The organism is Dysgonomonas sp. GY617 (genome assembly GCF_015233815.1).
In the GTDB taxonomy this organism is placed as follows: domain Bacteria; phylum Bacteroidota; class Bacteroidia; order Bacteroidales; family Dysgonomonadaceae; genus Dysgonomonas_A.
The window spans coordinates 267,595-282,932 of record NZ_JADCLR010000001.1; the positions used below are offsets into that span (position 1 = coordinate 267,595).

A 15,338-nucleotide genomic window follows, 5' to 3' on the forward strand; every position below is an offset into this window, starting at 1 on the left:
GGCAATAGAATGAGAAAAATGAAAGTCTGACCTTAATACTGGCTGAAAAAACAAATAATTCTGATTCAATTTTGTTTCTTTGTTTCCTTATTCCGAAAACTGATTTTTATGTTTATACGACTATTTGCATTGTTCTTTATTTTGCTCAGTGGCAGTGTTTCGATGCATTCGCAAGGTATAACTGATTGTAGTACTTGCAGTACAACCCTTTTGAAAGCTCAGGATATAGATACTTTGAGTGTGGATGAGCTTCGGTTGTTTACCAATGAAATTTATGCCCGTAAGGGATATAAGTTTTCGAATGAGCGCTATCAAGATTATTTTCAGGGGTTTGAGTGGTACAAGCCTTTAGCAGACAATAGTCTGGTGAAGTTATCTACTGTTGAGGAGCAAAATGTAAAGTTGTTGCAAGATCGTCGCAAGGCTCGTGAAGATGAAAGGCTGGTTATTCTTACTTACTTTAAAGGGCTTAAACAGTTGGCTGTAAACGGAAATGATGCTGAGTTGAAGAGAATCTTCGTAAGTTCACCTTATGCCGAAGAGGCATCGATAGACTATTTAAAAGCGGTACTTGTACGTATGAATTTTGATGATGTCAATTGGTACAAAAACAATGCTTTACACAGAGTGGAAGTAGACAATGGGTATGTGAAGATGCGCTATTCTTTTTCCGTATCTAGTGAAGGTATTGCTTTAGAATACAATTATATGGCACATTCTGATCTTATGGAAGACTTTGGAACGATGTTCTCCGATTACATGTCAGAAGAAGAGTATGCCGTTTGGTGGGTCTTTTCTTATGAGAATGGTAAAGTTGTTTTTAAGAATATCGGAATGGCTGGTTGATAAGGTCTTAGAGCTTTCAGTTACTTAATTTCTAACAATAGTATTTACAATGGATATTATAAATGGTTTCTTATCGTTTTTTGTACCTCTCTTTTTAGTATTGGTCTATTATTGGTACGTTACTATACCTCTTATTGCTCTAGCTATATTTGGCTACATAAAGACAAAGAATGAAGGCTTGAAACGTGCGATTCGTATTTTTTTCGCATTCCTTATACTTTCGGTAGTCGGTATTCTTGCAATGTTAATTAACAATGGCTGAAAATACATTTACTTGAAGGGCATTTGCTACGTTTTCCAATGAAAGCAAACAAATATCTTTAGAACCTTCACAACTATAAAAAGGTCTTAGACCTTTATTGCTGATAACTTTCTCGCGATTCTTGTATAACCTCCGTATTTTTTAGTGCCCAGTTTACTAATCCTCTCAACGGGTCTAATAAACTATATCCCAGATCGGTCAATTGATACTCTACACGAGGAGGTACTTCCGGGAAAACTTGTCGGCTCACCAAACCGTCAGCTTCCAGCGAACGAAGCGTAACAGTAAGCATTCGTTGCGAAATATCAGGTATCGATTTGTGAATCTCTCCAAATCTCATCTTCGGATTCTGGCTGAGGGTGTATATAACCAATAGAGACCACTTGTCGCTAAGGCTCGCAATTATATCGCGAATAGGACAAATACCTTCTATTATATTATTTACTATTTTTTCTTCACTCATAAGTGCCTCTTTCTCTGTATTAGTTATCTCCATGTAAGTATCTTATTATCATGTGCCTTCTTGTTTATATAGATCTTCATGTCTATATTTACATGCACAAAAGTAATAAAGTTCTTAAAAGTAACTATTGTCAAATTTTAAAAATATAATCTTATGGGAAAAAAAGTAGCTGTAATAGCATTTAGTCCGGTAAACGGAATGGGTTTATTTCAATACTTGGAGGCATTCTTCGAAAACAAAATTCAATACAAAACATTTGCTATTGATAGCACCAAAGAAATCAAAACCAATTCGGGTATAACTATTACTTTGGATGATGTAATCGCAAACCTCAAAGGTCACGAATCGGAATACGACGCACTCGTTTTCTCTTGCGGTGATGCTATGATGACGTTTGGGGACAACGCTGACAAACAATATTATAAAGATATGTTTGAGGTTTTGAAAAAATTCAACGATCAGGGAAAACTTATCGCAGGACATTGTGCTGCTGCCGTAATCTTCGAAAAAGCAGGAATCACAGCAGGCAAAAAAGTAGCTGTACATCCTTATGGAAAGCCAGCCATTCAGAGCGGTGTTGCTACAGATGATAAAGCAACGGTAGATCAAAATCTATATACTGCTCAATGCGAAGGTTCTATCTGGGAACTTATGCCTCAGCTTTTGGCTGCATTGAAGTAATATTGATAAGGCTCATCGAGAAAGGCTTTGATTCGGAATCTCTGAATCAGAGCCTTTTTTGTTTGATTTGATAATAGAGGTTTTCTATTTACGCTATATTCTGTTCTAATAATTAATTATATTTTTGTAGTTGAATAATTTGATTGGCTATGACTAAGAAAGAATATAGAGAGACGTTTGACGAAGAGGAGGCAGTAGGCTGGTTGGCAATAGATAAAAAGGTGGAGGAAGTTTACGGTACTCAAAATCCTCGTCATTATGCATCTGTGCTGCGTTATGTACTCGGAGGAAATGATCCTTTGGATGGAACAAGTATCTACGATTCTGAGAAGCAAGAATTTCACCGTCATTTTGTGAGTTATGGAATGTCGGAGTTGTATTATAACGAAGATGCGGTAGAAAGCGAATTCAGCAGATGGGGATTCGAGTTTACTTTCCGTTTGAAACCTTTCGAGGAAGACGAAGAAGATCCCGTATGGATTATTGAGGTCATGAATAATTTGGCTCGATATGTATTCGAAAGTGGAAATTGGTTCGACGAGAATCACTTTGTTCCTGCTAACGGACCTATTCGCACCAATACTAAGGCCGAAATAGATATAGTAGGTGTGGCATTTACTTTAGATCCTGAGTTGGGAACAATAAGTACACCTAACGGTAAAGTTTCGTTCTTGCAAATGGTGGGTATAACCTCTGCCGAGCTTGAACGATTAAAAGCTAATCCGACAAAAACGGAGGTAAAAGCGTTACTGGATGAGCTTAGAAAAGACAATCCTCTATTGATTACTGATCTTACCCGTAAGTAATGTCTCAATCTATAGATACACATTTATCTAACTAAGAAGAAACAAATATAATATAGAGAAGGCGGCAATTGATGTTATAATCATTGTCGTCTTTCTTGCTTTTGTGAAAAAAAATGGAATGTTTAAGTTGTTTGTAATGAGTGTTCTATGCTTTTGTTGGTAGAAAAATATTACGAAAGATCATTTTTTTGAAAAATTTTAAAATATATTTCTGACTTGTTCGTCTTCAATTGTAGAGACATGTCGATCATTAAAATTATTCGGAATAACTAATAGAAAAATAGAAAATAATGAAAAATAAGAAATTTAAAAAACTGTGGGGAATTCCCTTATTCATCGCTATATTTGCTTTACTCGTTTGGGCTACCATGTTGTTATGGAATGCTTTACTACCAGCTATATTTGGTATTGTAACCATAACCTATTGGCAAGCTTTGGGCTTACTTGTATTGGGACGCCTTCTATTTGGTGGTTTTGGACGTGGCGGAGGAATGCACCGCTTTGGACGTCATCGCCATCATCACGGATGTGGTAAACGAGGAGGCAATGGTCGTTTTGGACGAGGTGGTTTTGATTTTATGTTAGACGGTAACGAACGTTTCGACAGACGTGGCGGAGACCCTTTTCATAGAATGAGAGACAAAATGAAATCGATGACGAAAGACGAACGTCGCGAGTTTTTTCATGACAGATTACACAATCAGCATATTCTTTGGGAAGAGATGCTGGATGATTTTGATAATTTCGATAAAAAAGTAGATCGGGATGACCAACAATGAGCCATCAAAAAATAAAATATCAGATGTTTTTAAAAAGTATCAGGCTCAGTTAAAAGGCTACATCAATAAACGTGTAACTTCTAAAGAGGATGGCGAGGATATTTTACAGAATGTATTTTATCAGCTCCTTAAAACAGATTCACTAATTAACCCGATAGAGGAAATGACAGCATGGTTGTATGCTGTTGCTCGTAACCAGATTATTGACTGGAAGAGAAAACGCAAGGAGGAAGAGATGCCTTACATTACGGCTAGTGATAGCGATGAGGTGTTTATGAACGAGATTTCGAGTTTTCTGTTTGATGAAGAGTCATCAAGTCCCGAGGATGTTTACTTACGTTCGTTAGTTTGGACTGAGCTGGAAGCTGCTCTCGAAGAATTACCGCAGGAACAAAAAGAAGTATTCGAATGGACTGAGCTGCAAGGGTTACCTTTTAAGGAAATATCGGAAACGACAGGGATTGCTGTCAATACTTTGATTTCGAGAAAACGATATGCAGTGCTTCACTTACGCTTGCGACTCAAATCGTTGTACGACGATCTGTTGAATAAATAAAGTTGACGCAAACTTTTTATAGCCTCGATACGATACAGTAATAAATAATTGAATTTATATAGTTTCTAATTTTGTAATTCAGCCGATAAGTGTGGTTCTTATCGGCTGATTTTATATATAAATTTCTATTGATAGCTTAATTTACAAGCAACTAAATGAATTTTTAGAGTCATTATTTAGGCTTTAAAATCGGTGTTTATGTATGTTAAAAAGGAATAAATAAGATTTCAGCTGACTGGTTGAAATCGTTCGGTCTCAATTATATTTATACCTTTGTGCCTGATTATAAGTATGGAAGAATAACAACGACAATGTTTTTTTGCCCTTCACTACCCATACTAAACCTATAACCATCAAATTTTATTAAACTATAAAAAGCTTTTTATGCGCTTTCTATAGTTGATTTGATGATCATAGTTTTATAAACTAATTATACAATAGCATGAGATTTTTGTTATTATCATTATTTTTTACTTCTACAATAAGCGTTTTTTCGCAAGTAGGAGTTAATACCGAATCGCCAAAGGCAACTTTAGATATTGCACCTTCAACAACAGGTAATGCCACCGTAGAAGGAGCAATACTTCCTTACCTTACAAGAGAACAGTTAATTTCGAAAGATGCTCTTTACAATCAAACACATAAGGCTACTATTGTTTATGTAACAGATTTATCGGGAGTAATAACACCCAAAACGGTTAATATAACAGGCGTGGGGTACTATTATTTTGATGGTGCAGTATGGCATCCGTTTGTAGTAGAGGCATGGAATAAAATAGGCTCACAATTACCTTCCAATAATAATACTGACGATATATATCAAAGTGGTAAAGTGGTGGTAAATGGTGTATCAATAGGAAAAGTGAATGGTGGCGATGCTGCTTTGACTGTAACTGGCGGCGATGCTCTTATCAATGGAGTAACGGTAGGGCGGGGAGCAGCAAATAATGCGGCTTCGGTAGCCTTGGGTTTTTCCGCTCTGGGTCGAAACTCACAGGGGATTTCTAACACCGCAGTGGGGTCGTACTCGCTCTTCTCCAATACAACAGGATCTTCTAATACGGCAATGGGATCATCCTCTCTTCTTGCTGGAACTACAGGTTCAAATAATACAGCTATCGGTTCTTCTTCGTTGCGTACCAACAGCGTTGGTGCAGGCAATACAGCTATAGGCTCGGAATCTTTGTTTTCTAATAGCACAGGATCTGATAATACGGCGGTTGGTTTCTCAGCCCTTCGTACTAATATTGGAGGTTCGGGCAATACTGCAATCGGCTCTTCTTCTCTTTTAGCCAACAATGGAGGTTCGGGCAATACGGCAGTTGGTTTTCAGTCTCTTAAAACAAATACATCAGGTGCTCGTAATGTGGCACTGGGTTATCAGGCTCTCACCTCTAATGTTACAGGTAGTGCCAACGTTGCTTTGGGATACACTTCTTTATATAGTAATACCGCAGGATCCAACAATTTTGCTGCCGGCACTCAGTCTCTTTATAATAATACTACGGGTAGTGCTAATGTAGCTCTGGGCTCTTCTTCTCTTATGGCTAATACTACGGGATACGAGAATGTAGCTATTGGAATTTCTTCTCTTGCTGCTAATACTACCGGCTATGCAAACATGTCTTTAGGAGCATATGCCTTAGCTTCTAATATTGATGGTGCACGTAATACTGCTGTTGGGTATCATGCATTAGAAAAAAATACGGCAGGTTTTAATAATGTAGCTCTTGGTAGTTATGCACTAAATATGAACGTTTCGGGGAGAGATAATTTGGCTCTTGGTGGAAGTGCATTGTATGCCAATACTACGGGACTTAATAACGTGGCTATTGGGAATAGTGCATCGCAAAACAATACTACAGGCGAGTATAATATTGCAATTGGTTACAGGGCTTTTATTAGTAATGTTATAGGTTCTCGCAATGTTGTTATTGGTGCAATACCATCTACAACAGCCTATAAGGATGTAAACAATACTACAATGCTTGGCTATGGGACATATGCTTATGAAGATTTTGGTATAGTAATAGGCTCGGGTTCTCAGGCATTGGCAGGATCAACCAATAGTATTGTTATTGGTAACAATGTTAAAGTATCTACCCCAAATACAATAGTAATGGGAAACCCCAATGTGGCGTATGCCATGAAAATTGGTACAGGTACGGTTACCGTCAATTCAGATAAACGAATCAAAAAAGATATAGAAAGCGATGTTCCCGGTTTGGAATTTATCAAAAAACTAAGACCGGTTACTTATCATTATGATTATGAGTCTCTTTCTTCGATACAAGGTACTGCCGATAGTATCAGAGATCGAAAAACTGAGATAGAGCAAGAGAAAGTTGTACGAACTGGTTTTATCGCTCAGGAGGTAGAAGAGGCTGCTCAAACTGTGAACTATGATTTTGATGGTGTATCCGTTCCTCAGAATGACCAAGATGTGTATGGATTAAACTATTCAACTTTTGTAGTGCCATTAGTAAAAGCCGTTCAAGAACAACAAGTACAGATTGATGAGCTGTTAGAGCAAAATAAGGAGCAGCAAGCTCAGATAGCAGAATTGCTTGAGCGTCTTCATCAACTTGTTGTGTCAAAGTAAAATTAATTCTTTCATATACAATAACAGAAGCCTTTGATCAATCAAAGGCTTCTGTTATTTATAGAGCTATATTATGTGTGATAACTGTTAAACTTATCACATATTCTTTACAAAGTTTCCGTATCCGTCAAGTACACTATCGTCATCCAAGCGATATTGGGTATAAGTGGGGTCGATATCTAATACATATCCCCAACTGCCGATAATAAGTGGTAATGCTTTATAGATATTGTTGTTTTTATCAATAAGCATGGCTTTGCCATCTTTCTCTACATAAGCGTATTCGCCCTGAAAGGGTAGGGCTCTGTCATATTCAATGGGAATTGTTAGCTTACCTTTTGTATCAATATACCCGTATTTATATTCTTCCGTTTTGGGGTCTTTTTGCTCAACAACTGTCATACCAAACCAGAACTCATTGTCGAACTCATAGTCGTTTGATTGTGGAATTACTATCTCTGCTTGTTTATTGATATAGAACTTACTCCCGTTTTCATCCTCAATTAATACCAGATCGGAGTGAGGGGTGAATTGATTTTGTGCACTCCATTTATCCTTTGTTATTTGTTTGATATCAGTATCAAATATGGTAGTTAATAGTCTCTCATTATCATAGATGGAGGCGTATATATAGCCATCTTCTCCAACATTTATCGGATAGTATATCTCAGGTAGTATTACTTCACCCAATTCGTTGTACAAACCGGTTTTAATAGTTTCTCCATTACTAGCTTTCACAATGAACAGATTTTTCAGAGGAGAGTAAATAGAATATTTTTCGAGAGGTATTATTATCTTTTCGTCTCTATCCATCAGTCCTGTTTTGTCCGAAGATTCACCTTCATAAACCACATAATACTTGCCCGATATGGTATCTGCTATTTGGTATTTATAGGGTGCAAGTATTCGTTTTTCAATATCCAGTTTATAAGTTTTATAGTCTTGATCGTTCTCATCTTTCTCTCCTTCAAAAAAGAGGTCGTTGAAATGTTTCAACCAAAGGAATTGAGGTTCGATAATCCAATTACCCGTATTGTCTACAACACCATACTTGTAGGTTTCAGAGTCACTGGCTAGATGAAAACCTTTTTTTGAAGACCTAGATAAATCTCTATTGACAATTGTTTCAGATATCTCTATACTATCTTGTTGTGTTGTATAATATATATCAACGCCTTTGATTTTTCTCTTGAATTGTACCCATGCTGTATAGTGTTGGCTTTCTTCGGGGGCTTCAATAGACGATAGTCTCTGAAGCATGTCTTTTTTTAGATCGTCAAACGAAGCGTATTTCTTATTGTCTATATTGTCAATTATTACCTGACTTTCTTTAGCTACTTCTTGAAAATAGATACTTGTGGATGGTGAATAATTAGAAGATGTGCTTTTAGAGGTATGGTCTAATGCCTTACCATTATTGTCGATACCTTGTATTACTATCAGATTGTTATAAACTTTTTTGGATAATGTAAGGCTGGCTTCTCGCTTTTGGATAGAGGTCATTTGTATAGTGCTGTCTTCAACAGATGTCTGCTCTGCCGATAGGGATATCTTTTGTACAGCCGTGGGATAATGTAGCACCATCTTTACTTGCATACTATCAATAAATCGGGCGTGGTCAAACTCCTGATATTGCTTTAGGAATAATTCTTTCTCGGGACTTTCAATTGTACCATCTGCGTAATATATTTTATGAGCTGTCAGATTAATCAGAGCATCTGGGTTGGATAGGGGGATACCAAAAATAAGAGCAAGGTCGGAAGCATCGTAGCCACTTCTAAACTCAGACGTTGGAGGAGTCAAATTTTGAGTGAAAGATATTTTCTGAAAATAATTCGCAAGTTTGGCTTTTATACTATCACCATTTATATGGGTAGGAATAGAAATGGCTGGCTTGTAATCCTCATCCTCGTTACTATCTTCCTCATCCTCGTCTGCCGACATAAGTTTTATACTTTGCAGGCTATGCATGCTTTCTATAAAATCGATAGCTTTTATTTGTTCGTCCAGTTTATCGCGGGCGTCCTCAATACTTTGAATACTTTCTATGTATTTTTTTATGTCCTCTTTCATGTTTTGAGCTTTGGCTCCAGAATATAGGACTAGTAGTGTGAAAATTGTAACAGAGATTCTCTTTAGCATAGTGTGATGTGTTTTTTTTACGCTAACAAAAGTAATAAAAAAAATAAAAGAGTAGAAGTTCAATTTCTACTCTTTTGGTTGTTAGTTTATTATATCGATGATATCCGATTGTTGAGACATTGCTCCGGGATTTATACCCTTTTCGCCTTCGGGTATAGGTATGCCCAGCTTCTTGAAATGTGTGACCCAATTGGGCGAATATTCACCCGTTTCCTTCGATTTGAAAGTCATTACATTCAATGGAAATACGGGTACATTATTATTTGCCTTGAGTAGAATGTCATAAATAAGTTCCGAGCAATAATATTGATCGTTGCTGAGGTCGAAAGCATCGTCGTAATCTTTGCCTACCAGTTTCTTTGCTTCTTCCAAAGCTTGTGGTATTAAAGCTCTGAACTGAGGCTTTAAACGTCCGACAACCGATTTTGGAGCACATTTGGCATCCTCTGGGTGTATATATTCCTGCAAGGGTGTTATACGCACTTTAGGGTGTGTGGCTTCAATAACATACACCACATTGGTTGTAGCATCAATATATACAATGCCCACATGTGTGAAATTATAGCCCTCTATGCCTGATGTTACATCTTTTATGGCATCGCCCATATCTCCGTTACAAGATTCCTGAAATATAAGATCTCCGTCTTGAAGACTGTTTCCTACATTGTCATTCGGGAAGAAAGGGGAAAGAAAGATAAATGTCGATAATATAATATTAAGCATCTGGTCTTATTGTTTTATACCTATTTTGTTATTTAGTGTCTTGTCTTCTTCATCTAATAGTCTGATGTCATACAAAATACTTGAGAGTTTCGTTACTCAGTGGATTTCTTATCAATACCATTAACTGTTCAAAGTTATCACAAACTTTTGTAACTTCTTCAAATTCGGGTTCAAGACCATAAACTATCTCTCCATGTCGATCGTTTTCCAAGCAAATAGCCAAATATTGATATTCTCCTTTCACCGATAATACAATCGGGAGATGGTTGTTCCAGAATTTCCGTACATTTTCAGATTCCTTCTCACCAGTGTGATAAATTTCGAGACTTTGCAATTCAAAATCGTTCCATGTAAATACATTTTCAGATTCACCATTAAAATCTTCAATTGAGTTGAACCATGTTGTATCGTCGTCTGTGGCTATTAGCTCAAACTGTTTCAGAAAAATCAAGTAATCCTCTGGAATATTCTGGTATCGTTTGAGTATTTCAGCAGGTAAATCTCGAGGGTTTTCTCTATGGATGAAATTAAAACCGCCAATTTCAAGATTTTCTATATAGTTCATTTACTATTTGTTTTCTTCGATTTTACTTCCACAAGTCGGTGATAGGCTTACCTATACATCCGCTTGGCATTTGTATATGTAGCAGTGCAGCAACTGTTGGAGCTATATCTGTCATGTAAACCTCGGTGTTCGACGATCCTTGTTTAATTCCCCAACCCATCCACACCAATGGTATGTGTGCATCGTAAGGATTCCATGTGCCATGTGTAGCACCTTTTAAATCGCTGTCGCTGTACCATCCCGGTTTTAGGATAATTTGTATTTCGCCACAAAGATCTCTGTTATATCCGTTTACTATCTTTTCTTTGATAACGGCAGGAATAGTTGCTTCCGATACCTTAGCGGTTTCTACTACATAAGCCACACCTTCAACTTTTTGCAGATATTGGATAGATGCTTCACGCAAATCGTCCATATCGATAGATGAGTTGATTTGCTTGTAATTATAGTTTACCTGATAATTGTATAAATTATAGACTAGATTATCTACACCAAATTTTTCTGCCAGAAATTTATTCAATCCAGTATTGATTGTTTTTACATCCCAGTTTCCTGCGGGAATTTTATTATCCCTAAGGAATTGTCCGTTATGTGCACCACCGTGGTCGGCAGTAAGGAATACAGTATAATTACCTTTTCCTACTTTCTGATCTAAGTATGCAAAAAAGTCACCTAAGTCTTTATCCAGCCGTAGATAGTTGTCTTCCACCTTTACCGAGTTGGGTCCAAACTGATGTCCAATATAATCGGGTGACGATAGGCTGACAGCCAGAAAGTCGGTAACTTGATTGTTACCCATTTGTTCGTTTTCGATTACTAATTTGGCAACATCCAAAGTCAATGTATTGCCATAAGGAGTGGTGCGGATAAGTCCCAAGCCATTCTTTTTTACCAGATCGGATGTTTTAATTGGGAATTTTACTTTATCGATGCCTTTGAATGTTTCCTCATAGATATTATCATCGCTTGTGCTTTGTACATAAGTATCAATAGGGTAGAGGGTATTCCAATTTTGATCGAGATATTTTTTAGCTACTTCTTTGCTGTTGAATTCTTTCAACCATTTGGGTAGATCGTCCATGTACCATGTACTTGTAATCCAGTTCCCCGATTCTCCATCGAACCAATAAGCAGCGTTGGCAGCATGTCCTGCAGGAAGTATACTTCCTCTGTCTTTAATAGAAACACCTACTACTTTGGAACGAAAATTGGTAGCAAGTTTCAATTCGTCTGTTATGGTGCTGGCTTTCAGATTAAAGGGCGACATCTTTCCGGCAGTTGCATTCTTGTCTTTAGTGCCTACACTGTTTACATTATCGTCTTGTGTGCAATATAGCGATTGCCCCGTAGCCTGTACTATAAAATCGTTGCCTGCTATGCCATGTATAGCAGGAACCGAGCCTGTGTAAATAGTACTATGCCCGATTGCCGTATAGGATGGTACATAATTGAGCATGGTGTTTTCGCACGTGAAACCTTCGTTCAGCATACGTTTAAAACCATTGTTACTGTATCTGTCATAGTATCGGTAGAGGTAATCCCAACGCATTTGATCTACTACAATACCAACTACTAATTTGGGACGGTTTACTTGAGTCTGATTTCCCGATTGGGCAAAAATAGAGAAGGTTGCCAACAAGAGAGGAAATGTAAGAAATTTTTTCACATTCATTGTTTTATGCTTTTTTCGTATAATGATAGATGCGAGGTTTCAGGCTTTAAAAGCTTTTATTTTTTTTATAAAAAACGAGAAACTATGCGTCGTTTAATCTCATGTAAAGTTATGAAAAAAGACACAAAAGGAAGGGAGGCTATCTTGAAAAATAACAGCCTAAAAAGTTAAGAATTTCACTTAAAAATGAAAATAAGGTTACTAAAAAGTTAAAAAGTAGATGGCGTTTATAACTTCTCTTATTTTACAATAACCTTAGTTGTATAGATTTCTTTAGAGGATTTTATTCTGATAATGAAAACACCTTTCGAGCGTATAGGCACTGTAACAAAACTTTCTTTTGCTACTTTATTGTAGATGTTTTGTCCCGAAGGATTAAATACCCATATATGCGAACCCTCTGGAATAGAAGAAATAAGAATAGCTTCGCTCGTGGTGGATATAACATAGGAATACCTATTACCATCCTTAGAAGTAGGATTCAAGAATTCAGGATGAGGAGAGCCATGATAATTCCCACCAACAGAAATGCCTGTTATGCAGCAGAAAAATAACACGATGATAATAAGTTGCTTCATAGCTCAAATATGATAAATCCTAAACCTTAACAAATGTAAATAAATAATTCGAATCACCAAAGAAATATACTGATTTAACTCTTGTGCTAGTTTGTAATTGATTGTTTTCTAAATTGTTTTAGCTGAGAACCTTTGTTTGTGAAAGAACAAAGGTTTATATTGGATAAATAAGGAAAGTTGGCTTTCTAGTTTCTACTGCTATTTGTCTTTTATGTAATGCTGTCTATTTTCAATCCAATGAATAGCAATGTTAATAGGTTCAGTAGAGTCAGAAAATGTAAGGTTATGACCTAATGTTGAAAATAAGCAGTATTCGTAAGGCTTCCCCTGCGCCTTGAGTGCGTTGAGATACTCCATTGATAACCGGACTGGTATTTGCACATCCTTGTTACCAAAAAGCCAAAGCCCCGGAATAGAAAGTGTGCCAAGTGCATCGCAAGGATCGGTGTTTGCAAATTGATAACGATCGGCATCATTCCGTACATGTTCGCGTACTTCAGCTTCGGTATGGTTGTCCCAAAAATTAGGCTTTCCTTCTGTGAAAAACTGAAATCGAAGTTGTTCAAGAGTTGGGACCAGAGATTCACTAAACAATACCATAAAATCTACAAGCGAATTGTTGTTTGCGGCAATAGGAATAATCCACCCTGCCTGACTAAAACCAACTAAACCAATAGGTACATCCTTGTTTTGCTGATGAAGTACATTTATGGCGGCGCTTGCATCTTTAGCTAATAGGGTGAGGTTAGCCGAATCGATGTTGTTAGTGCCTACTTCGGGACCTGCATAAATTCCTCCCGATTCGCCAACTCCACGTTTGTCATAGGTTAACACCGAAATTCCATTTTTAGCCAAAAGTGATGCAAAACCCTTCGTGCGAGATTCCTGACCAGACCCATGTACAATAACTACGGCTGCATGCGAATGCTGAGGTTTGTAGATTGTGCCAACCAATGTGACTCCCTCACTATTAAAGCTGATATTTTCAGTAATCATCTCTGGCGATTGTGCTTTTACTTCATTGAATGATACTAAGAGGAACAGTAAAAAAAGACATTTCAGATAAGAAATAGAGATACTTCTTACTCTATCAAAGCTTTTAGTGTAGCTTATGGTGTAATTATTTTTGTTCATATATGTCTTTTTATTGAAGGCTGTTGAGACAAAATTGATACTTATACTGTATTGATACTATTTGAATTGCTGTTTGTATTTTGTGAGATAGATATAAGACTGCCTCTTATTGCAGTCTCTCGAATATCAAAGACGAAAATGTTTTGACTCCAATTTTGATACACTCTTCATCCACTCCATAGTTAGGAAAATGGGGCATTGATATAATTCCTTTTTCGAAATTAGAACCTCCGAGGAAGAAGTAAACTCCAGGTATTTTTTGTTGAAAATAGGCGAAGTCGTCATTAGAATAAGGCACTTGTCCATAGCACGTTGCAACAATCTGTTTTCCATAAATATCGCTGAGTATATCTATGGAAGCATTTGTCAGTTTAGGGTCGTTTATAACAATTGGATTTCCTCTTATAAATGAAACAGAAAGTAATTGAGAAGAATAATTTTGGTCTTTAATTACTTGTTTTATAATGGGACTGATATTCTGTAATCTGGCTGAATCTGTTTCATATAATTGGGCATCAATCTGTATTTTGTCATTTTCAGAATGAATTCTAAAATTTTCTTCTGCAATCAGAAAGTCTTTGAAAATAGAGTTCGGGCTTGCCAATCCAATCTCAGGGTCAACAAGCAATTGGAGTTCCCAGGGCTTACTTCCATCCTTTGCTCTAACTAATGAATTGCGGATCTTTGTTGCAAGTTCTTTTGTTTCTTCTTGGGATAGCGTATTTTTAAGTTCTATTCTTACTTCTTTTTGGTAGGCATACATTTCGTTTGGCTTTACCATTATTTGTCCCACTTGTAATGGTATTATATGAAGTCCGTAAATCTCGTCAATCTCAAATTTAGTGAGCAATTTATTGTCAAGCATACCTTTTGCACCTTCAAAGGTTTCCTCTTCCGGCTGAAAAATAAAATAGACTGTTCCTTGTAAAGAGCTTTTGTTTTTTGAAAGAACCTCTGCTATTCCTAATGCAATTGCCAGATGCACATCGTGCCCACAACTATGTTTAGCACCTTGTATTATAGATTTGAAATCAACATTATCAGGAGAATTATCCGGTAAAGCATCCATATCAGCTCGCCAAGCAATCTTTTTTCCTTTTTTATCTCCTTCTAAAATGCCTACAATGGCATACCCGTAGATGTCTGTTTCAACTTGAAGACCTAATTCTAATAGATGTTTTTTTATAACTTCTTGTGTTCTCTTTTCTTCACTCGAAACTTCCGGGTATTTGTGAAAATCTCTTCTAATTTCAATTAACTTGTCTAAAATCTTATCAGTTTCAAGTCGAATAGATTCATGAATTAAGGTTTCACTTTTTTTATCTTGTCCATAAGCAATATTTGAGGCGCAAGAAACGATGGTTAAGACAATCAGCAATAGTATAATTTGTTTCTTCATTGCAAATATCAGTTAATTAGTTCTCTTTCTAAATAAGACGCAATAGATTAAAAAGGTTACATGTTTTTGCAGTGTTTCTCTGAATTAAATTCGCGCATAAAAATGTGTGTCAGTAAACTATAGTTAATAC

Annotated in this window: 15 protein-coding genes; 7 read left to right on the plus strand and 8 right to left on the minus strand. The window is 36.8% G+C overall.

Translation table 11 applies throughout. The annotated features are described in order from the left end of the window. Positions 1-108 precede the first annotated feature (108 nt). Positions 109-846 (plus strand): YARHG domain-containing protein, encoded by a 738-nt coding sequence (locus IR022_RS00955; RefSeq protein WP_194202276.1) that lies wholly within the window; start codon positions 109-111, stop codon positions 844-846. 49 nt (positions 847-895) lie between these two features. After that, a complete protein-coding gene (locus IR022_RS00960) occupies positions 896-1,108 on the plus strand; it encodes a hypothetical protein (RefSeq protein WP_194202277.1) in 213 nt (70 codons plus the stop codon). Positions 1,109-1,202: 94 nt separating this feature from the next. Here IR022_RS00960 and IR022_RS00965 read toward each other — a convergent pair whose 3' ends face one another. Then, on the minus strand, positions 1,203-1,571 hold the full coding sequence (locus tag IR022_RS00965) for a winged helix-turn-helix transcriptional regulator (RefSeq protein WP_199330251.1): 369 nt from the start codon (positions 1,569-1,571) through the stop codon (positions 1,203-1,205). Between the two features lie 153 nt (positions 1,572-1,724). Here IR022_RS00965 and IR022_RS00970 point away from each other — a divergent pair, with 153 nt between their 5' ends. The 5 genes from IR022_RS00970 (at position 1,725) to IR022_RS00990 (ending at position 6,995) form a co-directional block, all read left to right on the plus strand. Then, positions 1,725-2,252, plus strand: coding sequence for a DJ-1/PfpI family protein (locus tag IR022_RS00970; RefSeq protein WP_050710263.1), 528 nt, complete (start codon positions 1,725-1,727; stop codon positions 2,250-2,252). Between the two features lie 149 nt (positions 2,253-2,401). Next, the gene (locus tag IR022_RS00975) at positions 2,402-3,058 is read left to right on the plus strand and encodes a suppressor of fused domain protein (RefSeq protein ID WP_194202279.1); all 657 of its coding nucleotides are present in this window, start codon (positions 2,402-2,404) and stop codon (positions 3,056-3,058) included. A gap of 290 nt (positions 3,059-3,348) precedes the next feature. Continuing rightward, the gene (locus IR022_RS00980; RefSeq protein WP_194202661.1) at positions 3,349-3,837 is read left to right on the plus strand and encodes a hypothetical protein; all 489 of its coding nucleotides are present in this window, start codon (positions 3,349-3,351) and stop codon (positions 3,835-3,837) included. Next, positions 3,824-4,393 (plus strand): RNA polymerase sigma factor, encoded by a 570-nt coding sequence (locus IR022_RS00985; protein WP_050710260.1) that lies wholly within the window; start codon positions 3,824-3,826, stop codon positions 4,391-4,393. The genes IR022_RS00980 and IR022_RS00985 overlap by 14 nt, the downstream gene beginning before the upstream one ends. Positions 4,394-4,835: 442 nt before the next feature. Continuing rightward, complete coding sequence (locus IR022_RS00990; RefSeq protein WP_050710259.1) at positions 4,836-6,995, plus strand: tail fiber domain-containing protein; 2,160 nt, start codon at positions 4,836-4,838, stop codon at positions 6,993-6,995. Positions 6,996-7,091: 96 nt separating this feature from the next. Here IR022_RS00990 and IR022_RS00995 read toward each other — a convergent pair whose 3' ends face one another. The 7 genes from IR022_RS00995 to IR022_RS01025 all read right to left on the minus strand — a co-directional run bounded on the left by IR022_RS00995 (position 7,092) and on the right by IR022_RS01025 (position 15,208). Further along, positions 7,092-9,137, minus strand: coding sequence for a WG repeat-containing protein (locus tag IR022_RS00995; RefSeq protein ID WP_194202280.1), 2,046 nt, complete (start codon positions 9,135-9,137; stop codon positions 7,092-7,094). An 81-nt stretch (positions 9,138-9,218) separates the two neighbouring features. Continuing rightward, positions 9,219-9,860, minus strand: a complete 642-nt coding sequence (locus tag IR022_RS01000; protein WP_194202281.1) for a YiiX/YebB-like N1pC/P60 family cysteine hydrolase — start codon at positions 9,858-9,860, stop codon at positions 9,219-9,221. Positions 9,861-9,927: 67 nt separating this feature from the next. Then, positions 9,928-10,425 carry an SMI1/KNR4 family protein gene (locus IR022_RS01005; RefSeq protein ID WP_050710256.1) on the minus strand — a complete coding sequence of 166 codons (498 nt, stop codon included), beginning with the start codon at positions 10,423-10,425 and terminating at the stop codon, positions 9,928-9,930. A 22-nt stretch (positions 10,426-10,447) separates the two neighbouring features. Next, on the minus strand, positions 10,448-12,097 hold the full coding sequence (gene pafA / locus IR022_RS01010; RefSeq protein ID WP_194202282.1) for an alkaline phosphatase PafA: 1,650 nt from the start codon (positions 12,095-12,097) through the stop codon (positions 10,448-10,450). A gap of 239 nt (positions 12,098-12,336) precedes the next feature. Continuing rightward, a complete protein-coding gene (locus tag IR022_RS01015) occupies positions 12,337-12,675 on the minus strand; it encodes a T9SS type A sorting domain-containing protein (RefSeq protein WP_050710254.1) in 339 nt (112 codons plus the stop codon). Positions 12,676-12,873: 198 nt separating this feature from the next. After that, entirely contained in the window at positions 12,874-13,809 is a 936-nt protein-coding gene (locus tag IR022_RS01020) for an alpha/beta hydrolase family protein (RefSeq protein WP_194202283.1), read from the minus strand. Between the two features lie 106 nt (positions 13,810-13,915). Next, on the minus strand, positions 13,916-15,208 hold the full coding sequence (locus tag IR022_RS01025) for a M20 family metallopeptidase (protein ID WP_194202284.1): 1,293 nt from the start codon (positions 15,206-15,208) through the stop codon (positions 13,916-13,918). Positions 15,209-15,338 lie beyond the last annotated feature (130 nt).

Bases quoted from the DNA above. Each gene is read 5' to 3' on its own strand.
- IR022_RS01005 (WP_050710256.1), bottom strand. From the start codon at position 10,425: ATGAACTATATAGAAAATCTTGAAATTGGCGGTTTTAATTTCATCCAT.
- IR022_RS00965 (WP_199330251.1), bottom strand. From the start codon at position 1,571: ATGAGTGAAGAAAAAATAGTAAATAATATAATAGAAGGTATTTGTCCT.
- IR022_RS00985 (WP_050710260.1), top strand. From the start codon at position 3,824: ATGACCAACAATGAGCCATCAAAAAATAAAATATCAGATGTTTTTAAA.
- IR022_RS01020 (WP_194202283.1), bottom strand. From the start codon at position 13,809: ATGAACAAAAATAATTACACCATAAGCTACACTAAAAGCTTTGATAGA.
- IR022_RS00970 (WP_050710263.1), top strand. From the start codon at position 1,725: ATGGGAAAAAAAGTAGCTGTAATAGCATTTAGTCCGGTAAACGGAATG.
- IR022_RS01025 (WP_194202284.1), bottom strand. From the start codon at position 15,208: ATGAAGAAACAAATTATACTATTGCTGATTGTCTTAACCATCGTTTCT.
- IR022_RS00960 (WP_194202277.1), top strand. From the start codon at position 896: ATGGATATTATAAATGGTTTCTTATCGTTTTTTGTACCTCTCTTTTTA.
- IR022_RS00990 (WP_050710259.1), top strand. From the start codon at position 4,836: ATGAGATTTTTGTTATTATCATTATTTTTTACTTCTACAATAAGCGTT.
- pafA (WP_194202282.1), bottom strand. From the start codon at position 12,097: ATGAATGTGAAAAAATTTCTTACATTTCCTCTCTTGTTGGCAACCTTC.
- IR022_RS00975 (WP_194202279.1), top strand. From the start codon at position 2,402: ATGACTAAGAAAGAATATAGAGAGACGTTTGACGAAGAGGAGGCAGTA.
- IR022_RS01000 (WP_194202281.1), bottom strand. From the start codon at position 9,860: ATGCTTAATATTATATTATCGACATTTATCTTTCTTTCCCCTTTCTTC.
- IR022_RS01015 (WP_050710254.1), bottom strand. From the start codon at position 12,675: ATGAAGCAACTTATTATCATCGTGTTATTTTTCTGCTGCATAACAGGC.
- IR022_RS00955 (WP_194202276.1), top strand. From the start codon at position 109: ATGTTTATACGACTATTTGCATTGTTCTTTATTTTGCTCAGTGGCAGT.
- IR022_RS00995 (WP_194202280.1), bottom strand. From the start codon at position 9,137: ATGCTAAAGAGAATCTCTGTTACAATTTTCACACTACTAGTCCTATAT.
- IR022_RS00980 (WP_194202661.1), top strand. From the start codon at position 3,349: ATGAAAAATAAGAAATTTAAAAAACTGTGGGGAATTCCCTTATTCATC.